Annotated in this window: 18 protein-coding genes; 7 read left to right on the top strand and 11 right to left on the bottom strand. The window is 62.2% G+C overall.

Annotated elements, in window-relative coordinates:
- Window positions 1-257: 257 nt before the first annotated feature.
- The gene (locus Q8K09_RS03775) at window positions 258-1,034 is read right to left on the bottom strand and encodes an N-acetylmuramoyl-L-alanine amidase (protein ID WP_305253692.1); all 777 of its coding nucleotides are present in this window, start codon (window positions 1,032-1,034) and stop codon (window positions 258-260) included.
- Window positions 1,031-1,624, bottom strand: a complete 594-nt coding sequence (locus tag Q8K09_RS03770) for a MarC family protein (RefSeq protein WP_305253691.1) — start codon at window positions 1,622-1,624, stop codon at window positions 1,031-1,033. Before Q8K09_RS03770 ends, Q8K09_RS03775 begins: the two co-directional genes overlap by 4 nt.
- Window positions 1,625-1,786: 162 nt before the next feature.
- Here Q8K09_RS03770 and Q8K09_RS03765 point away from each other — a divergent pair, with 162 nt between their 5' ends.
- Window positions 1,787-3,205: a DASH family cryptochrome gene (locus tag Q8K09_RS03765; protein ID WP_305253690.1), complete on the top strand. Its 1,419-nt coding sequence runs from the start codon at window positions 1,787-1,789 to the stop codon at window positions 3,203-3,205.
- Between the two features lie 111 nt (window positions 3,206-3,316).
- On the opposite strand, the gene Q8K09_RS03760 is transcribed toward Q8K09_RS03765, so the two are convergent.
- The 5 genes from Q8K09_RS03760 to Q8K09_RS03740 all read right to left on the bottom strand — a co-directional run bounded on the left by Q8K09_RS03760 (window position 3,317) and on the right by Q8K09_RS03740 (window position 7,847).
- A complete protein-coding gene (locus tag Q8K09_RS03760) occupies window positions 3,317-5,215 on the bottom strand; it encodes a GGDEF domain-containing protein (RefSeq protein WP_305253689.1) in 1,899 nt (632 codons plus the stop codon).
- Window positions 5,212-6,093: an endonuclease/exonuclease/phosphatase family protein gene (locus Q8K09_RS03755; RefSeq protein WP_305253688.1), complete on the bottom strand. Its 882-nt coding sequence runs from the start codon at window positions 6,091-6,093 to the stop codon at window positions 5,212-5,214. Before Q8K09_RS03755 ends, Q8K09_RS03760 begins: the two co-directional genes overlap by 4 nt.
- Window positions 6,094-6,115: 22 nt before the next feature.
- Entirely contained in the window at window positions 6,116-6,742 is a 627-nt protein-coding gene (locus Q8K09_RS03750) for a thiol:disulfide interchange protein DsbA/DsbL (RefSeq protein WP_305253687.1), read from the bottom strand.
- Between the two features lie 164 nt (window positions 6,743-6,906).
- Window positions 6,907-7,512 (bottom strand): cytochrome c, encoded by a 606-nt coding sequence (locus Q8K09_RS03745; protein ID WP_305253686.1) that lies wholly within the window; start codon window positions 7,510-7,512, stop codon window positions 6,907-6,909.
- Window positions 7,513-7,556: 44 nt separating this feature from the next.
- Window positions 7,557-7,847: a cytochrome c5 family protein gene (locus Q8K09_RS03740; RefSeq protein ID WP_305253685.1), complete on the bottom strand. Its 291-nt coding sequence runs from the start codon at window positions 7,845-7,847 to the stop codon at window positions 7,557-7,559.
- Window positions 7,848-8,093: 246 nt separating this feature from the next.
- Here Q8K09_RS03740 and yihA point away from each other — a divergent pair, with 246 nt between their 5' ends.
- Complete coding sequence (gene yihA / locus Q8K09_RS03735) at window positions 8,094-8,747, top strand: ribosome biogenesis GTP-binding protein YihA/YsxC (protein WP_305253684.1); 654 nt, start codon at window positions 8,094-8,096, stop codon at window positions 8,745-8,747.
- Between the two features lie 379 nt (window positions 8,748-9,126).
- Here the strand turns inward: yihA and polA are convergent, their stop codons facing one another.
- Entirely contained in the window at window positions 9,127-11,952 is a 2,826-nt protein-coding gene (gene polA, locus Q8K09_RS03730) for a DNA polymerase I (RefSeq protein WP_305253683.1), read from the bottom strand.
- Window positions 11,953-12,026: 74 nt separating this feature from the next.
- On the opposite strand from polA, the gene Q8K09_RS03725 reads away from it, so the two are divergent.
- Window positions 12,027-12,311, top strand: coding sequence for a DUF2782 domain-containing protein (locus tag Q8K09_RS03725; RefSeq protein WP_305253682.1), 285 nt, complete (start codon window positions 12,027-12,029; stop codon window positions 12,309-12,311).
- A gap of 15 nt (window positions 12,312-12,326) precedes the next feature.
- Window positions 12,327-13,277: a homoserine kinase gene (locus Q8K09_RS03720; protein ID WP_305253681.1), complete on the top strand. Its 951-nt coding sequence runs from the start codon at window positions 12,327-12,329 to the stop codon at window positions 13,275-13,277.
- A gap of 145 nt (window positions 13,278-13,422) precedes the next feature.
- On the opposite strand, the gene Q8K09_RS03715 is transcribed toward Q8K09_RS03720, so the two are convergent.
- Complete coding sequence (locus tag Q8K09_RS03715) at window positions 13,423-14,103, bottom strand: NrdJb (protein WP_305253680.1); 681 nt, start codon at window positions 14,101-14,103, stop codon at window positions 13,423-13,425.
- Between the two features lie 53 nt (window positions 14,104-14,156).
- Window positions 14,157-16,295 carry an adenosylcobalamin-dependent ribonucleoside-diphosphate reductase gene (locus Q8K09_RS03710; RefSeq protein ID WP_305253679.1) on the bottom strand — a complete coding sequence of 713 codons (2,139 nt, stop codon included), beginning with the start codon at window positions 16,293-16,295 and terminating at the stop codon, window positions 14,157-14,159.
- 266 nt (window positions 16,296-16,561) lie between these two features.
- Between Q8K09_RS03710 and Q8K09_RS03705 the strand changes: the two genes are divergently transcribed.
- From Q8K09_RS03705 to Q8K09_RS03695, 3 genes are read left to right on the top strand one after another with little or no spacing between them, the layout of a single operon-like run.
- Entirely contained in the window at window positions 16,562-17,227 is a 666-nt protein-coding gene (locus Q8K09_RS03705) for an ABC transporter ATP-binding protein (protein ID WP_305253678.1), read from the top strand.
- Window positions 17,227-19,698, top strand: a complete 2,472-nt coding sequence (locus Q8K09_RS03700; protein WP_305253677.1) for an FtsX-like permease family protein — start codon at window positions 17,227-17,229, stop codon at window positions 19,696-19,698. Before Q8K09_RS03705 ends, Q8K09_RS03700 begins: the two co-directional genes overlap by 1 nt.
- The gene (locus tag Q8K09_RS03695) at window positions 19,688-20,761 is read left to right on the top strand and encodes a lipocalin-like domain-containing protein (protein ID WP_370869480.1); all 1,074 of its coding nucleotides are present in this window, start codon (window positions 19,688-19,690) and stop codon (window positions 20,759-20,761) included. The genes Q8K09_RS03700 and Q8K09_RS03695 overlap by 11 nt, the downstream gene beginning before the upstream one ends.
- Before the next feature lie 296 nt (window positions 20,762-21,057).
- Here the strand turns inward: Q8K09_RS03695 and Q8K09_RS21225 are convergent, their stop codons facing one another.
- A complete protein-coding gene (locus tag Q8K09_RS21225) occupies window positions 21,058-21,837 on the bottom strand; it encodes a methyl-accepting chemotaxis protein (protein ID WP_370869481.1) in 780 nt (259 codons plus the stop codon).
- Window positions 21,838-21,860 lie beyond the last annotated feature (23 nt).

The following is a 21,860-nucleotide window of genomic DNA, read 5'->3' as shown; positions in this document are numbered from 1 at the left end:
ATGGCTCAAGGCACCTAATGCCTTAATTAGAAGCCGGATATACGGAAGCAGTCGTACCTAGGTTCGTTTGAAGAGCGTATCACTGGCAAAACGGGGGGAGTCCATATACGGATGAAATCCGGGGGAAGTCTGGCGCTTGATAATCGCTCCCGGATTGCATCCGGGCTACGGGTGGGTGCATGGCTACGACAGGCGCCCAGAGATGGCCGCTTAAGTGAACAGCATTGCAGCAGGGTGCGGGTCTCCAGCGCAGCGACTCAGGGTTTGCTGTTGAGTACCAGCAGCAGCGCTGCCGTTTCGGCATCCGGCTGGCCATCGTAGCGAGCGGGGCGGTATTTCATCTGGAAGGCGGCCAGGACATTGCGCGTGGCCTCATCGAGCTCGCCATGCTCTGGCTGCAGGTAGCCTTGCAGCGCCAACTGCTGCTGAAACCAGGCTACCGTGGGCAGGCTCTGGCTGAACAGGGCTTGCTGCTGTGCAACGGCCTGGGCATCTGGCCAGGCCAGCAGGCCGGCGTCAGCCAGGCGCTTCCAGGGGAACAGCGGGCCCGGATCGACCTTGCGCTGCGGTGCCACGTCGCTGTGGGCAATGATGCTGCCGAGGGGCAACTGGTGACGCTGCACGATGTCCTTGAGCAGTTCGACCAGCGCCTCGATCTGCGCCGGGGCATAGGGGTGCCAATGGCGCCCGTCGGGTCCGTCGGAATAGCCCTGATTGACCAGCTCAATGCCGATTGAGGTGCCGTTGAGCCAGGTGCGGCCCTGCCACTGACTGACGCCCGCATGCCAGGCGCGACGGTTTTCATCGACCAGGCGGTAGATGGTCGGCGGCGCATCACCGATCAGGTAGTGGCTGCTGACGTCTTCCTCGGTCAGCAGGCGCAGGGAGTGCGGCAAGTCGGTCGAGGTGTAGTGCAAAATGATGTATTGCACCCGGCTATTCTGGCCGGTCGCGGTGTAACGGTCGTCGATCCGCGGGCCGCTGGTGCAGCCGGCAAGCAGGGTGAGGAGCAGGGCAAGGCCAAGAATTTTCATGGGCGGATATGTAATACGCTTTGCAGGTTATCCAACAGCATGTCGACACTGAGCATGATCAATAGCATGCCCATCAGTCGCTCCACTGCGGTCAGCCCGCGAGGGCCGAGGAAACGCTGCAGGAGTGAGGCCTGCAGCAGGATAAAGGCGGTCGCCGCCCACGCCAGGATGACCGCCAGGTAAAGTTCCCAAAGCGGGCCTTCATGGGTATTGCGCAAGGTCATCAGCACCGCCAGTGCCGAAGGTCCGGCTACTGCAGGTGTGGCCAGCGGCACCAGCATCGGCTCACCATCCGGCACATCGCCGAGCACGCCCTGCGGGCCGGGAAAGATCAGGCGCATGGCAATCACGAAGAGGATGATACCGCCGGCAATCGCGGTTGCCTCGCGCGACAGGCCAAGGGCGCTGAGTACTTTGTCACCAAAGGTAAGGAACAGCAGCAGCAAGGCCAGTGCACACAGCAACTCGCGCCCCGCGACCCACAGGCGGCGCTTGGGCGCGACGTTCTTCAAAGCGGCGATAAAAATGGCAATATTGCCGAACGGGTCGGTAACCAGGAAAATCAATACCGCTATCCCGAAAATATCCATGCAGCACTCCTTCACCTATCGCTACAGTCTACTGTTGTAGAAGGCGCCAGTCTGTCGGCAAAACGCCGTCGTGAGGCGAATGGGCGGCAGTTGTACATAGGCCTCGCTACCATCACCCAGCCGCCCGGTTATTTTGCCAGGCTGCCGTTTAAGGAACTGTTCATGCGTGCGCTGCTGTGGTTCAAACAGGATTTGCGCCTCGACGATCACCCGGCACTTCAGGCCGCACTGAGTGCGCAGTGCCTGTTGCCAGTGTTCGTCTTCGATCCGACGCAGCTGCAAACCTGCGCTTTCGGCACCCGTCGGCTAGGCGTGCACCGTGCCCGCTTTCTTCTGGAGAGCTTGATGGCGCTGGATGGCGCGCTACGCCAGCGTGGTTCGCATTTGCTGGTGGTATCGGGCGCCCCAGAGCAGGTTATCCCGCGGCTGGTCACTCAGTTCGGCCTGGATCGGGTACTGACCCTGGAAGAAATCGCCCCCGACGAGCGTGCGCAATTGGCCCGCGTACAAGACCAGCTTGCGGGTGTGGTGTTGCAGCAAGTGCCTGGCAATAACCTGCTGAACGTCGAGGAGCTGCCCTGCTCGCTCGAACAGCTGCCGCAGGTATTTACCCAGTTCAAGAACATGGTTGAGGAGCGCCTCCATGTGTTCCAGCCCCGCCCCGCGCCTGACCGGTTGCCGTCGCTGCCGGACGGAGCGCAAGCGTTGCTGCAGCCATTGCCTAGCCTGTCACGCTTGGGTCTTGGCGAGCCGCTCAGTGTGCCAGCCAGCGCCTTCCCTTTTTCTGGTGGCGAAACCGCAGCGCAGGCGCGCTTGCGCGATTACCTGTGGAGTAGTCAGGGTGTGCGCCATTACAAAGAGACGCGCAACGGCATGGTAGGCAGTGAGTACTCGTCGAAATTCTCGCCCTGGCTGGCCAGCGGCAGCCTCTCGGCACGGCGGGTGATGGCCGAGTTGCGGCGTTATGAAGCGCAATACGGGGGCAACGATTCAACGTATTGGTTATGGCTGGAGTTGCTCTGGCGCGACTTCTTTCGCTGGACCCTGGTTCGCCACGGCAGCGCACTGTTCAAGGCGGGCGGCTTGAAAGCCACGGAGCATGCCTCGCAGCGGGTCGATCAAGACTTCGAGCGCTGGTGCCATGGTCGTACCGGCATGCCGCTGGTGGACGCCAATATGCGTGAATTGGCGGCCACCGGCTTTATGTCCAACCGTGGCCGTCAAGTAGTCGCCAGTTACCTGATCAACGACTTGGAGCAGGACTGGCGATACGGCGCCGCCTGGTTCGAGGAGCACTTGATCGACTACGACCCCGCGAGTAACTGGGGAAATTGGGCCTACCTGGCCGGCGTCGGCTGCGACCCACGGCACAAGCGTGCATTCAATGCCCTGCGCCAGGCTCGCCAGTATGATCCGGACGCTACCTTCGTCAGTCTCTGGCTGCCGGAACTGCGCCATCTGCCGCAGCATTTACGGCATACCCCGTTCCTGCTCTCGCAGTTGCAACTGGACGCCCTTAGTTACCCGCGCCTGGAGAATATTCCCGAAAACTGGCGGCCCTATCTGCCCAAGGCGGCCTGAAGCCCGACGTCTGGGTTTGCGGGGAACGCCCTCCTACACAGTTTGTTGCGCGGCAGCGCTGCGTCGAAGGCTGGGCGGGCGCTCCTGCTCGGGGTGGCGAATGTCCCGCGCTCAGCCCGCCTCAACGCAGTTGCGCCCGCCGCGCTTGGCCCGGTACAGCGCCTGATCAGCCCGCTCGAAGACCTGCTCGCTACGCTCAGTGCTGGCAAATGCACTGATCCCGGCTGACAGGGTAATCGTCACCCGCTCACCCCTGAAGTGGAACGGACACTCTGCGATGCCGCTACGCAGAGTTTCCAGCAGCTGCAAGCCGCCGGCCATTGGGGTTGCGGGAATCAGCACGGCGAACTCCTCACCGCCGAAGCGGGCGATGAAGTCAGTCTTGCGCAGGCGCTTGTGCAGTTCGCTGGCGATAATTTTCAGTACCTTGTCGCCAGCCAGGTGGCCATATTCGTCGTTGATCCGCTTGAAGTGGTCGATGTCGACCACCGCCAACAACAGGTCGCCACCGTAACGCTGCCAGCGCGCCATCTCCAGCTCCAGGCGTTCGTTCCAGGCCGCGCGATTGGGCAGTGCGGTGAGCGGATCGAGCAAGGCTTTTTGCCGTTGTTCCTCCATGTGCTGGCGGAAGCCCTTGGCCTCCTGCTCCATGTTAGCCACCCGCTCGACCAGGGTTTGCATGCGCCCAGCCACCAGTTGCTCGCGGTCGTCACGCTGACGCTGATATTGCTCCATGGTGCCCAGCAAGCCATTCAGGCGGTTCTCCACGAGGCCCTTGAGGCTTGGCAGGTCGGTTGCGTGTTGCACGCTGCTGTGCAGGCCGTCGACCTGCTGGCGCAGTTCGCTATCCAGTTCCCGCGCGGCACTGACCGAGTCGGCGTAGCCATCTTGGGCGTCCTGCAGGCCGCCCTGGAAGGTTGCCAGGCGCTCATTGAGCTGCTTGAGGTAACCCTCGAACTCGCGTTGCCCGATATCGGCGACGGCCAGCATCAACACGGCCAGGTCGTCGAGCACCGGCACCAGCTCATACATGTTCAGCCCGGCCATGATGCGCTCGCGCAAGAGGTCGGCCTGAGCCTGGTGGCGTTCCGGCAAGACCAGCTCCTCCAGCAGGCCGAGCAGGGTTGTTTCGACATGCTTGGCGATTGCGCTGTAACCGGGTTCTGGCGGCGCTGGCAGGGCGTACTCGGGGTCCGCTTCGGCAGGTCTGGTCGGCTCTTCCTCAGGGCCCGGCCCTGCTGGCGGTAGCGCCTGCGGTAATAGACCGTCAGGTAGCGGCAGGCTGTCGAGCATGCTCGCCGCCGCAGTGGCTGTAGCTGCAGCCGCGCACGGGATGGCGTCAGCCACCGCGGGCTCCGGTAATGACGCTGCGGCGAGTGGCACTATTGTTTGCTGCTGCGCATGCTCTTTAGGCAAAGGCAAAGGCAAAGGCAAAGGCAAAGGCAAAGGCAAAGGCAAAGGCTCGGTCGGCAGAGTGCCAGTCTCTGCGGGCCGGCCGTTGAACAGGCGCTGGAGCAAGCCTGGACGCTCGCTCTGCTTGTTGCCCAGCACTGCCAGGGCATGCTGTTGCAGGACACTCAACTCTGCCAGCAACCGCGGCAACTCACGCACCTGCTCGGCACGGCTATCGAGTTGCTTGGCATAGTTTTTCAGCGGTTTGCGCACGTCGCCCGGTAGATCCAGCTTGAGCAACTGGCTTACCAGTGCCGTCAGTGCCGAGGACGCTTGCTCGCCCCGCTGCTCGCGACGCTGCTCGGAGTCAAGAGCAGCCTTTTCCAGCCGCGGGATCAGTGCCGAAAGACCGGCATCCATATCGTCGCGGCGCAGGATTTCGCGCAGCTCCTGCATGCACTGGTCGACCGCTTTATCGGCGCCTTCGGCGGCCAGGCTGCTGCGCACCAGGCCACGGCGCAGCAGGTCGACCCGGGCATCCCAGCGCTGCTCAAGGGCCTCCTGCTGCTCAAGGCCAGCCAGATACTTGTCTTTCCAGCGTTGGGCATCGTTGCTCATTGTGGGGTTCCGCGCACGGGAAGGTTGGGCATGGGTGGCTGCGGGCCACCCAGTGCCTGGGGCAAGCGAATCTCCACAGCCACTGGCAGGTGGTCGGAGATTGGCAGGGCGAGCACCTCGAAGCGCTCCAGCAGCAGGTCGGGGCTGAGCAGGATATGGTCAAGACAGCGTTGTGGCCGCCAGCTTGGAAAAGTCGCTTCGATCTGCGGTGCAACCAAACCGAGGTCACGCAGTGGTGAGCTTAGCAGCAGGTCGCTGGCATGGGTGTTCATGTCGCCCATCAGGATCTGATGTCGGTAGCCGCCAATCAGGTCGCGGATATATGCCAGTTGGAGGGTACGGGTACGCGCGCCAAGAGCCAGGTGCATCATCACCACCACAATGGCATCCTCGCCATCGCCAATACGCAGCAGCATCGCCCCGCGGCCGCGTGGGCCAGGTAGCGGGTGATCCTCCAGCAGGCTCGGACGCAGCCGGCTGAGCACGCCATTGCTGTGTTGAGCAAGATGGCCAAGATTACGATTGAGTTGCTGGTACCAGTAAGGAAAGGCACCAAGGTGGGCGAGGTGTTCGACCTGGTTGATATAGCCGGAGCGCAGACTGCCGCCATCGGCCTCCTGCAGCGCGACGAGGTCGTAATCGGCGAGCAGATCACCGATGCGTTGCAGATTGCCGGCCCGCCCCTGATGGGGCAGCAGGTGCTGCCAGCTGCGCGTCAGGTAGTGATGGTAGCGCTGGGTGTTGATGCCGACCTGGATATTGAAACTGAGCAGGCGCAGACGCCCGCCGCAGGGCCAATCGCCGGCAACGGCGCACTGCGGGTTGACCTGTGGATCACACAGGCCAACCAGGCGTTTGCTCGACCAACGTCGCAGCATGCTCGACGCTCGTGGCGGCCGCCTACTGCGCGGCGCGCTCTTTGTCGATCAGGAAGTCGGCGACTTGCAGGGCCTGCGCCTGGCCACCTGAGCTGCCGATGTCAAAACGGTACTTGCCGTTGACGATCATCACCGGCACCCCATTGATCTGGTAGGCCATGGCCAGTTTCTTGGCCTTTTCCATCTGGCTCTTCACGCCGAATGAATTGTAGGCTTTGAGAAAGGCATCCTTGTCGACACCCTGGGTGGCGAGGAACTCAGCCATTTCTCCGGCCGTTGCCAGTTTTTTGCCTTGTTTGTGAATCGCATCGAATACAGCGGCATGCACAGCAGGCTCCACTTTCAGCGCTTCCAGGGCGATGAACCCTTGGCCCTGGACATTCCACAAACCGCCAAACAATGCCGGGATACGCACGAAATTTACGTCTTCCGGTAACTGCTCTACCCACGGATTGATGGCCGATTCGAACTGGTAGCAATGCCCGCAGCCATACCAGAACAACTCGACAACCTCGATTTGCCCTGGTTTTGCGACCGGCACAGGGCTTGCGAGCTCGACATAGTGCTTGCCTGCTTCGGGTTCAGCCTGAACAGCCAGCGCGAACAGGCTGCTGATAGCCAAGGCGGCACCAAGGATCAGTTTACGCATGGGGTACTCCATTGTTTGGATGTTAAGCGTCGCACAGCGACGAGTCGCTACTCAGACTCTGTGCTGCGGGTCAGGTTCCGGCCATTGTAGCGGCCTGACAAACGAAAAAGGGTGGCCACGGCCACCCTTTTCTTTGCAGGTTCTTACATCGCCCGCGGCAAGGCTCAGTGCAGGCCCTGGATGAAGCTGGACACCGCCTCGATATCCTTGTTGCTCAGCTTGGCAGCGATGCCGCGCATGATCATGCTGTCGCCATCGTTGGTCCGATTGCCTTCACGGAAATCGGTCAGCTGCTTGGCCACATAAGCGGCATGCTGGCCGCCGATTTTCGGGAAGCCCGCTGCGGCGAGGCCTGCGCCATCAGGCGAATGGCAACCGATGCAGGCAGGCATGCCTTCCTGCAGTTTGCCGCCACGAAACAGTGCTTCACCGCGCTCGACCAGTTTCGGATCGGCTGCGCCCACGCTCATTTTCTGGCTGGCATAGTACGCGGAGATGTCGGCCAGATCCTGGTCGCTGAGATTGTCCAGCAGGCCGGTCATTTCGACGATGGGGCGCGCGCCCGACTTGATGTCATTCAATTGCTTGAGCATATAACGCTCACCCTGACCGGCCAGTTTCGGGAAGTTCGGTATAGCACTGTTGCCATCGGCATTGTGACAGGCGCCACACACCACAACCTTGCCCTGACCTGCGGCGGCATCACCAGCGGCCTGGGCCAAACCGGTGATGCCCAAGGTCAACAGTAGACTCACGAGTATTTTGTTCATCAACTAATCCAACTACGGCTAAGAGAAAGAGTTGTGGGCCGGATTTACTCGGACATCCACTGTATGACGGCTTGGTAGTCCTCGGCAGTGCAGTCCATGCACAAACCACGAGGTGGCATGGCATTTAAACCGTTGGTAACGTTTTGCACCAGCACATCCATGCCTTTGGCCAAGCGTGGCTCCCATGCAACCTTGTCACCTTTTTGCGGCGACATCGGCAGCTGTCCGTTATGGCACGCTGCACAGGCACGAGCGTAGACAGCCTCTGGGTCTTGGGCTGCATGGCTATTGAACGACACCATCAGCACACCAGCTACAAGCAGCATTTTTTTCATCAGATCGACCTCGTCGGGGAGGGAAACATGCTGCTTCTAAGGGCAGAGATTTCAATCGTTCCCATGAACACTTATCCTGCGAGTGGGACAAAGCGCACACAAATTCTACGGCATTATATACTGGCATCACTGAAACGGAAACGATGCAGCTTGCCGCGCTGCACGGCGCCCGGCAGGATGTGCGCAAATGTCGCAAGGGCTGCGCACCTGTAATTTCCATTATGCCCGCCCTCACCGGATACCCTGATGCAAGCTAAGAACCCCATTATCGGCCTGTGCCAACAAGCCACCTTTCAAATCAGTGCCGCCAAAGTCGACCAATGTCCGGACGATCTGGGCCATGAAGTCGCGTTTGCAGGTCGCTCCAACGCTGGCAAGTCCAGCGCGCTGAATACCCTGACCCATGCCAGCCTTGCGCGCACCTCGAAAACCCCGGGGCGCACCCAGCTGCTCAACTTCTTCCGCCTGGATGATGAGCGTCGCCTGGTGGATCTGCCCGGTTACGGTTACGCAAAAGTACCGATCCCACTGAAACTGCACTGGCAGAAGCACCTGGAAGCCTATCTGGGCAGCCGCGAGAGCCTGCGCGGGCTAATGCTGATGATGGATATCCGCAAGCCGCTGACCGAATTCGACATCCTGATGCTGGATTGGTCGGTGCTCAGCGAGATGCCCATGCACATCCTGCTGACCAAGGCCGACAAACTGGCCTTCGGCGCGGCCAAGACCACTTTACTCAAGGTGCAGCAGGATATTCACAAGCGTTGGGGCGACCGGGTGAGTATCCAGCTGTTCTCGGCGCCCAAGCGGATGGGTATCGAAGATGCCCAGGCGGTGCTGGCCGAGTGGCTGCAATTGGGTGAGTTTGCACTGCCAGACGATGAGGAAGCCGAAGCCTGACTCGGGGTAGCGGACAAAAAATCCTCAAGAGAAATTTTTAACGTCGCGCAGCGACGGCCTGCGGGATGGCGGCCAGGGATGGCGGCCATAAAAAAACCCCGAGCCTCATATGGGGAGAGAGAGACTCGGGGCTCAAGGTTCTGAACCGCTAGGGCGGGGTTCAGATATCTGCCAACACTTAACACAACAAGGAGCATTGAAGAGCTTTCTGGGCCATTCACAAGTTCTGACTACCGGTGTAAACGCAAAGTTCAGCCGGCGCTTAGAATCTATTGGTCATAAAGCCTCTGCGCTTAATGCCTGATAGGTTTAAAAGGTCAGTAAGCCAAGCGCTAGCCGCTTTCATCGGTGGCTTTATGCAGGCCGAACACCCTCATGTTCAGTGCGCCTCGTCCCAGTTGTCGCCCACGCCCACTTCCACCAGCAGCGGTACATCCAGCTCGGCCGCGCCGCTCATCAGCTGCTTGATCTGCTCACGCACCTGCTCGATCAGGTCTTCGCGGACCTCCAGCACCAGTTCATCGTGCACCTGCAGAATGACCTTGGCATCCAGCCCCGATTCGCTCAGCCAGTTGTCTACTGCGATCATCGCGCGCTTGATGATGTCCGCGGCGGTGCCTTGCATGGGGGCGTTGATCGCCGTGCGCTCGGCGCCTTTGCGCAGGCCCTGGTTGCTCGAACGAATCTCCGGCAGGTACAGCCGGCGGCCGAACAGGGTTTCGACATAACCTTGCTCGGCAGCCTGCTCGCGGGTGCGCTCCATATAGGCAAGAACTCCCGGATAACGGGCAAAGTAAACGTCGATATAGGCCTGCGCCTGCTTGCGGTCGCAGCCGATCTGCTTGGCCAGGCCGAAGGCGCTCATGCCGTAAATCAGGCCGAAGTTGATCGCCTTGGCACTGCGCCGCTGATCACCGCTCACGTCCTCCAGTGGCACGCCGAACACTTCGGCAGCCGTGGCCTTGTGCACGTCGCGGCCATGCCGGAAAGCATCCAGCAGGCCTTCGTCCTGGGCCAGATGAGCCATGATGCGCAACTCTATCTGTGAGTAGTCCGCCGCCAGCAGTTGGTAGCCCGCGGGGGCGACGAAGGCCTGGCGAATACGTCGGCCTTCGGCGGTGCGGATCGGAATGTTCTGCAGGTTCGGATCGCTGGAAGACAAGCGCCCAGTGGCAGTTACCGCCTGGTGGTAGCTGGTGTGGATACGTCCGGTGCGCGGGTTGATCTGCTCCGGCAGGCGGTCGGTGTAGGTGCTCTTGAGTTTGCTCAGGCTGCGGTACTGCATCAGTACCTTGGGCAGCTCGAAGTCCTGCTCGGCCAGCTCGGCGAGCACCGCTTCGGCGGTGGAGGCCTGGCCCTTGGCGGTCTTGCTGATAATCGGCAGGCCGAGTTTCTCGTAGAGGATCACCCCGAGCTGCTTGGGCGATGACAGGTTGAACTCCTCCCCGGCGATCTCGAAGGCCTGGCGTTCCAGCGCCACCAGCTTGTCGCCCAACTCGACGCTGTGCAGGCCAAGCAGCTTGGCGTCGACCAGCGCACCCTGGCGCTCGATCCGCGCCAGTACAGGCACCAGCGGCATCTCGATTTCACGCAAGACCTTGGCCAGGCTTGGCTCTGCTTCCAGCTTGGCCCATAGGCACTGGTGCAGGCGCAGGGTCACGTCGGCGTCTTCTGCGGCGTATGGGCCGGCCAGCTCCAGGGCGATCTGGTCGAAGGTCAGCTGCTTGGCGCCTTTGCCGGCGATGTCCTCGAAGCGGATGGTGCTGTGATCGAGGTATTTCAACGCCAGGCTGTCCATGTCATGGCGGGTCGCCGTGGAGTCGAGCACATAGGATTCGAGCATGGTGTCGAAGGCCACGCCTTGCACCAGGATCGGCGTCGAGGCATTGGCGAGGATATTGATGTCGTACTTGGCGTGCTGGCCAACCTTGGCCTTGTGCGGGTCTTCGAGAATCGGCTTGAGCGCCGCCAGCACCTGGTCGCGATCGAGCTGCACCGGCACGCCCATATAAGAGTGGGCCAGCGGAATATAGGCCGCTTCGCCAGGCGTGACCGCAAACGACAAGCCCACCAGCTGCGCCTTCTGGGCGTCGAGGCCAGTGGTTTCGCTGTCGAAGGCGATAAGTTCGGCGCCTGCTAGCTTCTCCAGCCAATGGTCGAACTGTGCCTGCTCAAGGATCGTCAGATAGCCCGCCGGTGCGGGGGGCTGGACGATAATGGCCGGCTCTGCTTGCGGCGCAGCGCTGGCGGTCAGGGTAAACAGGTCGGCGGCAGGCGGGGCGACGCTGGCCGTCTTGGCAACCTTGGCGGGCTGCTCCTGGCCTGGATTCTGGCGCAACAACTGGTCGCGCCAGCCCTTGAATTCCAGCTCTTCGTACAGGGCGATCAAGGCGGGCACATCGGCGGCACCGGGATGCAGCGCGTCGATTTCCAGGTTCAAGGGTACATCCAGCTTGATGGTCGCCAGCTCGTAGGACAGGTACGCCATGTCACGGTGCTCGGTGAGCTTGGCCGCCAGGGTCTTGGCCCCACGGATCGGCAGTCCGGCCACCTTGTCGAGGTTGGCGTAGATCACGTCGAGGCCGCCACCGATACCAACCAGCAGGCCCAGCGCGGTTTTCTCGCCGACCCCAGGCACCCCTGGAATGTTGTCGACCTTGTCGCCCATCAACGCCAGGTAGTCGATGATCAGCTCAGGACCGACACCAAATTTCTCTTTCACGCCATCGATGTCGTACACGCTACCGGTCATGGTGTTGACCAGCGTAACGTGCGGGCACACCAGTTGCGCCATGTCCTTGTCGCCAGTGGAGATCACTACGTCGCGGCGTTCGCCAGCACATTGGCGGGCCAGGGTACCGATCACATCATCGGCTTCGACGTTGTCGACGCAGAGCAGCGGATAACCCAGCGCTTTGACGCTGGCGTGCAAAGGTTCGACCTGTACGCGCAGATCATCGGGCATCGACGGCCGATTGGCTTTGTACTCGGCAAACAGCGCATCGCGAAAGGTGCCACCCTTGGCGTCAAAGACCACCGCAAAGGGGCTATCGGGATACTGCTTGCGCAGGCTCTTGAGCATGTTCAGCACGCCCTTCACTGCTCCGGTGGGCAAGCCCTTGGAGGTGGTCATCGGCGGCAGGGCATGGAAGGCGCGGTACAGGTACGAGGAACCGTCGACCAGGACGAGAGGGGCTTGGCTCATGAGCAGGATCAACCTTTTCGGCGGGGGCGGCGTTAGAATGGCCGCACCATTGAAAACAAAGGGACAAGGTTACCATGCGCGCACTCAATCGCTTGTTGCTGGCCAGCTTGCTGACGGTCACTTCGCTCGCGGCTTTTGCCGATGATGCACCGTCTGCCGAGCCGGATGTCACGATCCGCCAGGAAGGTGACCGGACTATCCAGGAGTACCGGGTCAATGGCTTTCTCTACGCAATCAAAATAACCCCCAAGACCGGCAAGCCCTACTTTCTGGTGCGCGCCGACGGCAGTGACGGCAACTTCGTCCGTTCGGACTCTCCGGACATGCTGATTCCATCCTGGGAAATTTTCAAATGGTAAGTCGGCGGTTCTGATATGTCGGTATTCACCCCCCTAGAGCGTCACGAACTGGAAGTCTTTCTCGCGCCTTATGGCTTGGGTCGCCTGCGCGATTTCCAAGGCATAGCCGCAGGCAGCGAGAACAGCAACTTCTTCGTCAGTCTGGAGCAGGGCGAGTTCGTCCTGACCCTGATCGAGCGCGGCCCCAGCAGCGATCTGCCGTTCTTTATCGAACTGCTCGATGTCTTGCATGAGGCCGGCTTGCCGGTGCCTTATGCCCTGCGCACCGCCGATGGCGAAGCATTACGCAGCCTCGCGGAGAAGCCGGCGCTGTTGCAGCCGCGTCTGCCGGGCAAGCACGTCAGCCTGGCCAACCCGCACCATTGCCAGGAAGTCGGCCAGCTGCTGGCGCACATTCACCTGGCCACCCGTGGGCATGTGCTGGAGCGGCGCAGTGATCGCGGCCTGGACTGGATGCTCGAAGAGGGGCCGAGCCTGGCGCTGAAACTGCCGGAGGCGCAATTGCCGCTGCTGCGCGATGCGCTGGCGGAAATCCATGTGCTCAAGCCGCGCATCCTCGCCTTGCCACGGGCCAACCTGCACGCCGACCTGTTCCGCGACAACGTGCTGTTCGATGGCAATCATTTGGCCGGCGTGATCGACTTTTACAACGCCTGCTCTGGGCCGATGCTCTATGACCTGGCAATCGCCCTGAATGACTGGTGTTCGGACGCCGATGGCCGTGTCGATGCGCACCGTGCCCAGGCATTGCTCGGCGCTTATGCTGCACTGCGCCCCTTTACCCCGGCGGAAGCCGAGCTATGGCCGGCCATGCTGCGCATTGCCTGCGTGCGCTTCTGGCTGTCGCGCCTGATCGCCGTCGACTCCTTCGCCGGGCAGGAGGTGCTGATCCACGATCCGGGCGAGTTCCAGCATCGCCTGCTGCATCGCCAGCAGGTCGAGGTGGCGCTGCCGTTCGCCCTGTAACGACCCACAGGCTGCGCCGCGCGCACCATGGTGTCTCATGCCCGCGCTCTTGGTGGGCGCGCGGCGGCCAGCCTCAGACGCTCTTCCCGGCACACCTGGCGGCAGACCCCGATTGGTGCGCATGGCGCACCCTACGGCAGGCGCCTCAGCCGCATCTGGAATATCCACAGTTGAGGCAGGTGGCGCAGCCCTCCAGCTGCACCAGCGCCTGGGTCTGGCACGTGCTGCACAGCTGCGCGCCGGGCGGGAAACCCTCGCCCGGCTCCACCGCGCTGGCGTCCTGGCTGGCCTGGTAGACCGCCCACTTCTCTGCCAGCAGCCGGCGCTGTCTTTCATCCAGTTCGTGACCCTTGAGCAAACCGATGGCGATCAGGTGACGCTCCAGCACCGCGCCGATCTCGGCCACCAGCGACGGCATGTAGACGCCACCGCGCTTGAGGTAGCCGCCGTGCGGATCGAACACCGCCTTCAATTCCTCGACCAGGAAGGTGCAGTCACCGCCCTTGCGCAGCACCGCCGACATGATCCGCGTCAGCGCGACTATCCACTGGAAATGCTCCATACCCCTTGAGTTGATGAAAATCTCGAACGGTCGACGCTGCTCCTGGGGGGTGCCGGCGTTGAGCAGGATGTCGTTGATGGTGACGTAGAGCGCATGCTCGAACAGCGGCGACTTGATCTTGTAGGTGACGCCGAGCAGGCTCTCCGGGCGCGGCAGGGGCTCGTCCAGCTGCACCGGCGTTTCGGCAGCCGCCGCACGCTGCAGCGCCTCGACCTCGTCGACCACCTGGTAGCCGACGATGGATTTGTCGATTTTTACCACCATGGGTTGCTCCCTGCGGGTGGCCGACCGCTCCTGAAGCGGCGCGACAAACCCGCTCAATACTTGCCGTAATAACCTTCCTTCAGGGCCTCGAACAGGTTGGCGGCGCTGTGCACCTGGCCGTCATACTCGACCTCTTCGTTGCCCGCCAACTCCACCAGGCTGCCGTCTTCCAGTTCGAAGCGGTAGCGGGTGCGCGCCAGGTCCGCGTCCTTGACCAGCACGCCCTGGAACGCCGCCGGGTTGAAGCGAAAGGTCGTGCAACCCTTGAGGCCCTGGCGCCAGGCATAGCGGTAAATGTCCTTGAACGCCGCGAAGGGGTAATCGGCGGGCACGTTGGCAGTCTTGGAGATCGCCGAGTCGACCCACTTCTGCGCTGCCGCCTGGATGTCCACATGCTCGCTGGGGCTGATCTCCTGGCTGCTGACGAAGTAGTCCGGCAGCTGCTCGGCCGGGTCGTCCGCGCCGGGCCGGGCACGCGGGTTGACCCGCGTGCGGTAGGCGAGCAGCTCGTAGCTGAGCACCTCGATCCTGTCCTTGGCCTTGCGCCCGGCGCGGATCAGGTTGCGCGAGTAACAGTGCGCGAAGCTCGGTTCGATGCCGTTGGAAGCATTGTTGGCCAGGCTCAAACTGATGGTGCCGGTGGGCGCGATGGAGCTGTGGTGGGTGAAGCGTGCGCCGCGCTCGGCCAGCGCCGCCACCAGTTGCGGCGCATGCTCGGCCAGGCGCTGCATGTAGCGCGAATACTTGGCGTGCAGCACCCGGCCCGGCAGGCGATCGCCGACCTTATGGCCATCGGCAAGCATCTCCGGGCGCTGGCGTAGCATCGCCGCGCTTACCTCGAATTCTTCGGTCAGCAGCGGCGCCGGGCCTTTCTCCTCGGCCAACTCCAGGGCCACCTGCCAGCCGGTCAGGGCCATCTCGCGCGCCACCGCCTCGGTGAATGCGCAGGCCTGCGGGCTGCCATAGCGCAGCGTGAGCAGTGTCAGTGCCGAACCCAGGCCGAGAAAACCCATGCCATGCCGACGCTTGGCGAAAATCTCGGCACGCTGCGCCGCCAGCGGCAGGCCGTTGATCTCCACCACGTTGTCCAGCAGGCGGGTGAAAATGCGCACCACGCGGCGGAATGTGTGCCAATCGAAGCGCGCGTTGGCGGTGAACGGCGCCTCGACGAAGGCGGTCAGGTTGAGCGAGCCGAGCAGGCAGGCGCCGTAGGGCGGCAAGGGCTGTTCGCCGCACGGATTACTTGCGCGGATGTCCTCGCACCACCAGTTGTTGTTCTGCTGATTGACCCGGTCGATCAGGATAAAGCCCGGCTCGCCGTAGTCGTAGGTGGCCGCCATCAGCGCGTCCCACAGCTCACGGGCGCGCAGCGTGGCGTAGACCTTGCAGGCCACCAGGCCGTCTTCGCGCACGCAATAGCCGTCGTGCAGCGGCCAGTCGCGCCAGCGCGCCTGGGCCGGGTCATCGAGATCCAGCGCAGCGCGCTCCTTGGCATGCACGGGGAACAGCAACGGCCAGTCGGCGTCGGTGTCTACCGCCTGCATGAAGTCGTCGCCAACCAGCAGGCTCAGGTTGAACTGGCGCAGCCGGCCGTCCTCGCGCTTGGCGGCGATAAATGCGCGCACATCCGGGTGAGCGATATCGAAAGTAGCCATCTGCGCCCCGCGGCGCCCGCCGGCCGAGCTGATGGTGAAACACATCTTGTCGAAGATATCCATAAACGACAGTGGCCCGCTGGTCTGCGTCCCCGCGCCGGAAACCAGGGCGCCGCGCGGGCGCAGGGTGGAGAATTCGTAGCCGATGCCGCAGCCGGCCTTGAGCGTCAGCCCGGCCTCGACCAGCTTGCCGAGAATGTCCTCCATCGAATCCTCGATGGTTCCTGAGACCGTGCAGTTGATGGTCGAGGTCGCCGGCTTGTAGGCCTCGGCACCGGCATTGGCGACTATCCGTCCAGCGGGAATCGCGCCGTTGTGCAGCGCCCAGAGAAACTCCTCATACCAATGCTCGCGCAGTTGCGGCGCCTCCACTTCGGCCAGGGCGCGGGCGATGCGCTGCCAGGTGCCATCAATATTGGCATCCAGCGGCTGGCCGTCACGGTCGCGCAGGCAGTACTTCTGCGCCCAGATATCCAGCGCTGCCGCCTGCAGGGCAATCCCTGCGGCCGCCGAGCCACCTGCAGCTCGCTTGGCCATCTACCGTCCTCCTGCCGCACATTGTGTAGTTCACCTTAGCAGTCTGCGCAGGCGCCACGATGCCCGGCTATCGTGGGTGCCCGCAGGGCTGGCGGTTGGGCGCGGGGAGACGGCCCAGCGAGGGCGAGGGCGGAGCGGGGTTGTTGTTCAAGCGGCTGGCCTAGTGCAGTGCAAAGCCGGATGATGGGCTTTGCAGCGCCGCCAGCCGACGCGCAATGATGCGCCCTGTTCTAGAGTGCCGGCCCGTTGAGGAGTTCTCATAGCCAATGCTAATCGTCGAAGATCTGCACAAGTCATTTGTTAACGTGCAAGGCAGCCTTGCGGTTTTGCGCGGGGTGAGTTTGCAACTGGCTGGTGGAGACAGTCTGGCGTTGATGGGCGAGTCGGGGAGCGGCAAGAGTACGCTTCTGCACCTTATCGCCGGGCTGGAGAGCGCTGACAGCGGTCGCATTCTGGTCAACGATCAGCCCTTGCATGGGCTCGGTGAGGCCGAACTGGCGCGCTGGCGCCGCGAGGGCATTGGTCTGGTTTTTCAGCAATACAACCTGATCAGCAGCCTGAGTGTTGCTGCCAATCTGGCGTTTCAGGCACGCCTGGCAGGGCGGCATGACCCCCTGTGGATTGACTATCTGGCCGAGCAGCTTGGCCTGCAGCCCTTTCTGCAGCGCTTCCCGGAGCAGCTCTCCGGTGGCCAGCAGCAGCGGGTGGCAATCGGGCGGGCCATGGCCTCGCGTCCCTCGCTGGTGTTGGCAGATGAGCCAACCGGCAGCCTCGATGAGGCCAGCAGTGATGCCGTGATGAATCTCCTGCTGCAGCTGGTCGGCGAAGCCGGAAGTAGCCTGCTGATGGTTACGCACAGCGCACAGCTGGCTTCAAGACTTTCACGCCGGCTGACCTTGCATCAGGGCCGTGTCCAGCTGGAGCAAGGCTGATGGGTGTTTTTGCTCTCAGCTTGCAGGCGTTGCTCAGTCATTGGCGAAGGCATCCGTTGCAGTTTTTCAGCATTTTTACCGGGTTGTGGTTGGCCACCATGCTCTGGACTGGCGTGCAGGCGCTCAATAGTCAGGCGCGGGCAGATTACGCCCGGGCCAGTTCGATTATCAGCAATGCGGCGCCGGCCCGGTTGTTAGCGCGCCAGGGTCTGCATGTTGACCAGCGGGCCTATATCCAGTTGCGACTGCAGGGTTGGCCGGTTTCCCCGATCCTCGAGGGGCGTTTACGTTTTGCCAGCGACGATCTGCGGAGCCTGCGCCTGATCGGTATTGATCCTATGACCTTACCCTCCGGCAGTGAGGTTGCCGGGCAACCATTGGGCAATGCTGACCTTGGTGGTTTTCTCGGCCAGCCGGGCGTTGCCTGGATTGCCGCCGATACGCTCGAGCGCATGGGTTTCCTGGCTGGCGAGCAGCCAGTGACGGCAGACGGTCAGCGCCTACCGCCATTGCAGGTGCATGCTCAGCTCGCGCCTGGTCTGGTCGTGGTGGATATCGGGCGAGCGCAAGCGTTACTCAACCTGCCGGGAAAGCTCTCATGGCTGCTGTTACCAACAGATTTTGCTGACACTGCCTTGCCGGTCGAACTGGCGGAGGCCCTGAAAGCTCAGGCAGAGTTGCCCGGGGATGATCTGCAGCGCCTGACCCAGAGTTTTCATCTCAACCTCACCGCACTGGGTTTGTTGGCCTTTATGGTCGGTCTGCTAATTGTGCATGCCTCTATCGGGCTGGCACTCGAGCAGCGCCGTGGCCTGCTGCGTAATTTGCGTGCGTGCGGGGTAAGCCTCAGTGCAATGATCGCAGCGCTGGCAGTGGAATTAGGGCTGTTTGCCCTGCTCGGGGGGCTGGCCGGAGTGGTCAGCGGTTACTTGCTGGCCAGTGCCTTGCTGAGCGATGTCGCGGCCAGTTTGCGTGGTTTGTATGGTGCGGAAATCGCCGGTCAGCTGAGCTTGTCGCCGCAATGGTGGCTGGCGGGCCTGGCAATCAGTTTGCTTGGAACATTGCTGGCCGGCGGCAAGAGCCTGTTAATCGCGGCCCGCCTGCCACTGCTGGAAGTGGCGAAGCCGCAGGCCTGGCGCCTGGCCCAGAGCCGCTGGCTGAAGCGTCAGGCGCTGCTGGCGATCGGCTTGTTGGGCCTTGCACTGGCCTGTTGGCAGCTGGGAGATAGCCTGCTCATTGCATTTGTCATGCTGGCTTCGCTGCTTCTAGCGGCGGCTTTACTGCTGCCGGCGTTGCTTGACGGCGTGCTGGCCGGGCTGGCCCGCTATTGTCGAGGCCCATTGGTTGAATGGTTTGTTGCAGACAGTCGCCAACAGCTGCCGGCTTTGTCGCTGGCACTGATGGCGTTGTTACTGGCATTGGCGGCGAGCGTCGGGGTTGGCAGCATGACCGAGGGCTTTCGCAAGACCTTTATCGGCTGGCTTGACCAGCGTTTGTCTGCAGAGTTGTTCATCAATCCGCGCGATACCCGTCAGGGTGTGCAAATCAGTCAATGGCTGAGCACGCAGCCGGATATCGAGGCGATCCTGCCGCAATGGCTTATCGACGTGCGCCTGCAAGGCAGCCCCGTGCAGGTGCAAGGCATCATCAGCCATGTCAGTTACCGGCAGCACTGGCCCTTGCTGGAACAGCACGGCCAAGCATGGCAAAAGCTGGATGCCGGGCAGGGGGCGATGCTCAGTGAACAGCTCGCACGCCAACTCAAACTGGGTGTTGGCGACAGCCTGACGCTGGTTACTCCGAGCGGTGATCAGGCGCTACCGGTGGTTGGGCTGTACGCGGACTACGGCAACCCCAAGGGACAGATACTGGTGAGTGCCGACTGGCTGCGACAATACTGGGCGCACGCCAGTCTGAGCAGTTTGAGCCTGCGTATGCCAGTGAATCGGGCAGATGATGTCAAACAAGCGCTCGAAAAGCGCTTTGGCCTGGAGCCTTCGCGGCTGATTGACCAGGCTTCCCTGAAACGCTGGTCGACCCAGGTATTCGACCGCACCTTTGCCGCCACTGCTGCGCTGAACAGCCTGACCCTGGGGGTGGCCGGGATTGCCTTGTTCATCAGTTTGCTGACCCTGGGCCAGAGTCGGCTTGGGCAACTGGCGCCGCTCTGGGCGCTGGGCCTTGAGCGCCGGCACCTGGCCTGGCTGAGCCTGAGTCAAACCGTCCTGCTGGCCGGGCTGACCGTGTTGCTGGCTATACCACTTGGTTTGCTGCTGGCCTGGTGCCTGGTAGCGGTAGTGAATGTGCAAGCCTTCGGCTGGCGCCTGCCGCTGTATGTTTTCCCCGGGCAATTGCTGCAACTCTGCTTGCTGGGCCTGCTGACCAGTTTACTGGCCGCTGCCGGCCCCTTGTGGCAACTGTCCAGGCGTCAGCCAGCTGATCTATTGAGGCAATTTGCCGATGAACGCTAAGCGGTTACTCGTGTTGATGCTGTTTGTGCTCCTGGCCGCTTGCGAAGAAAAACCATCCGTCACGGCAGGCTTTGCCGGCCTTGGTCAGGCATCCGATGCGTTTGCCACGGTCAGCCGTGGCCGGCCGCTGGTTTTCCCGCAGGATCATGCTGCCCATGACGGCTATCGCATTGAATGGTGGTACGTCACCGCTAATTTGACCGATGAACAAGGCCGTGAATGGGGTGCGCAGTGGACGCTGTTCCGCACGGCCCTGCGTCCGGGTGAGGAACAAGTGGGTTGGAACAGCCCCAATGTATGGATGGGGCATGCTGGCCTGACCAGCCCTTGGGGGCATCAGCATACCGAGACGCTGGCCCGCGGAGGGATTGGCCAGGCCGGGGTGCAAGCCGAGCCTTTCCGTGCATGGATCGATAACTGGTCGCTGCATAGCAGCGCCGGTGCAGGGTTGCAGAACCTGCACATGCAGGCGTCTGGAAAGCAATTCAGCTATGCGCTGCAACTCAGCAGCAAGGGCCCGCTGGTCGCCCATGGGGATCAAGGCTACAGCGAGAAGTCCGGGCAGGGGCAAGCGTCTTATTATTTCAGCCAGCCTTTTTTTCAGGTTACCGGTGAAGTGCAAAGTGCCGGCCAGCGCTTCAACGTCACCGGCAATGCCTGGCTGGATCGCGAGTGGAGCAGCCAGCCACTGGCCGCCGACCAGCAGGGCTGGGACTGGTTTTCCCTGCATCTGCAAAATGGCGCCAAGTTGATGCTGTTTCAGGTTCGGCAGGCCCAAGGCGACCATTATCGTGCAGGAACCTGGATCAGCGCCGAGGGTGTTCCAACACCTCTTGATGCAACGCAGATCAAGCTCACGCCAGTGACCTGGACGGTTCAGCAGCATGGGCGCAAGGTGCCGACAGCATGGCGGGTTGAAGTGCCCGAGCATGCTGTGGATGTGCAGGTCGCAGCGCTACAGCCGCAGGCATGGATGGCCACGCTGTTTCCCTATTGGGAAGGACCGGTCAGCTTGACCGGCAGCCTGGGAGGGCGCGGATTTCTGGAAATGACCGGTTATTGAGGCGGGTTTTGAGCAGATCCCCCGACAGCCTTGCCGCGTTGAATGCGGCAGGCAGTAGCAAAAAGGGGGGCTAGAGATTTATTTGGCCTATTTCAGGCGCCCGCTTCTGGGCCGACTCCTGCCTGTCACGACCGGCTCCAGTCACCAAGGGCCGAAATCGTCCTGATCCAGCTTCCGCGACCCCTCTCCATTTTGTGCTATTCAGAAATCAGCAAAAACACCACGGATTTCTCCGTGGCGTTCAAGGGTGAATCGTGGTCTTGCTACCGTTACGCTTCTGCCTGATTGCCTCCGGCTCAGACGCGGAAGCGGCCGACCAGTTCTGCCAGGGTCTTTGATAGCCTGGAGAGTTGCTGGCTGGCCTGCATGCTCTGGGCGGAGTTGGCGGCGGCGTCGTTGGACAGGTCGCGGATGTCGGTGATGTTGCGTGCTATTTCCTCGGTGACGCTGCTCTGTTCTTCGCAGGCAGTGGCAATTTGGGCGGCCATGTCGTTGATGCGCAGCACCGAAGCGCTGGTGTCACTGAGCACCTGATCGACCCCGGCGGCACGCTCGACGCTGTCGCGGGCCTTGCTGCTGCCGGCGTGCATGGCGTGCACGGCCTTGTCGACCCCGGCCTGCAGACGCTCGATGCGCACCTGGATGTCCTTGGTCGAGTCCTGGGTGCGTCCCGCCAGCGCCCTGACTTCGTCGGCCACCACGGCAAAGCCGCGGCCTTGTTCACCGGCCCGCGCGGCCTCGATGGCGGCGTTCAGGGCCAGCAGGTTGGTCTGGTCGGCGATGCCGCGGATTACTTCGAGTACGGCGCCGATGCTGGAGGTCTCCTGGGCCAGGGCGGCAATGGTTTCCGATGCGCTTTCCACTTCCTGGGCCAGTTGGCGGATCGACTGGATGGTGCTGCTGACCACTTGGGCGCCATCGCGGGACTGGCTGGTGGCTTGCTGCGCGGCGTCCGAGGCGTTCAGTGCATTGCGCGCCACCTCATGCACGGCGGCACTCATCTCGGTTGCGGCAGTGCTGACCTGGTCGAGTGAGGCATGCTCGCTGCTGATCAGTCGGTCATTGGTCGCGGCCATACCAGCCATGGATCGAGCTGCTG

This window comes from Pseudomonas sp. (genome assembly GCF_030683065.1).
Classification (GTDB): domain Bacteria; phylum Pseudomonadota; class Gammaproteobacteria; order Pseudomonadales; family Pseudomonadaceae; genus Aquipseudomonas.
This window is presented reverse-complemented; position numbering and strand designations above follow the sequence as displayed.

Excerpts from the sequence above, each read along its gene's own strand:
- Q8K09_RS03775 (WP_305253692.1), bottom strand. The coding sequence starts at position 1,034 with ATGAAAATTCTTGGCCTTGCCCTGCTCCTCACCCTGCTTGCCGGCTGC.
- Q8K09_RS03770 (WP_305253691.1), bottom strand. The coding sequence starts at position 1,624 with ATGGATATTTTCGGGATAGCGGTATTGATTTTCCTGGTTACCGACCCG.
- Q8K09_RS03765 (WP_305253690.1), top strand. The coding sequence starts at position 1,787 with ATGCGTGCGCTGCTGTGGTTCAAACAGGATTTGCGCCTCGACGATCAC.
- Q8K09_RS03760 (WP_305253689.1), bottom strand. The coding sequence starts at position 5,215 with ATGAGCAACGATGCCCAACGCTGGAAAGACAAGTATCTGGCTGGCCTT.
- Q8K09_RS03755 (WP_305253688.1), bottom strand. The coding sequence starts at position 6,093 with ATGCTGCGACGTTGGTCGAGCAAACGCCTGGTTGGCCTGTGTGATCCA.
- Q8K09_RS03750 (WP_305253687.1), bottom strand. The coding sequence starts at position 6,742 with ATGCGTAAACTGATCCTTGGTGCCGCCTTGGCTATCAGCAGCCTGTTC.
- Q8K09_RS03745 (WP_305253686.1), bottom strand. The coding sequence starts at position 7,512 with ATGAACAAAATACTCGTGAGTCTACTGTTGACCTTGGGCATCACCGGT.
- Q8K09_RS03740 (WP_305253685.1), bottom strand. The coding sequence starts at position 7,847 with ATGAAAAAAATGCTGCTTGTAGCTGGTGTGCTGATGGTGTCGTTCAAT.
- yihA (WP_305253684.1), top strand. The coding sequence starts at position 8,094 with ATGCAAGCTAAGAACCCCATTATCGGCCTGTGCCAACAAGCCACCTTT.
- polA (WP_305253683.1), bottom strand. The coding sequence starts at position 11,952 with ATGAGCCAAGCCCCTCTCGTCCTGGTCGACGGTTCCTCGTACCTGTAC.
- Q8K09_RS03725 (WP_305253682.1), top strand. The coding sequence starts at position 12,027 with ATGCGCGCACTCAATCGCTTGTTGCTGGCCAGCTTGCTGACGGTCACT.
- Q8K09_RS03720 (WP_305253681.1), top strand. The coding sequence starts at position 12,327 with ATGTCGGTATTCACCCCCCTAGAGCGTCACGAACTGGAAGTCTTTCTC.
- Q8K09_RS03715 (WP_305253680.1), bottom strand. The coding sequence starts at position 14,103 with ATGGTGGTAAAAATCGACAAATCCATCGTCGGCTACCAGGTGGTCGAC.
- Q8K09_RS03710 (WP_305253679.1), bottom strand. The coding sequence starts at position 16,295 with ATGGCCAAGCGAGCTGCAGGTGGCTCGGCGGCCGCAGGGATTGCCCTG.
- Q8K09_RS03705 (WP_305253678.1), top strand. The coding sequence starts at position 16,562 with ATGCTAATCGTCGAAGATCTGCACAAGTCATTTGTTAACGTGCAAGGC.
- Q8K09_RS03700 (WP_305253677.1), top strand. The coding sequence starts at position 17,227 with ATGGGTGTTTTTGCTCTCAGCTTGCAGGCGTTGCTCAGTCATTGGCGA.
- Q8K09_RS03695 (WP_370869480.1), top strand. The coding sequence starts at position 19,688 with ATGAACGCTAAGCGGTTACTCGTGTTGATGCTGTTTGTGCTCCTGGCC.
- Q8K09_RS21225 (WP_370869481.1), bottom strand. The coding sequence starts at position 21,837 with ATGGCCGCGACCAATGACCGACTGATCAGCAGCGAGCATGCCTCACTC.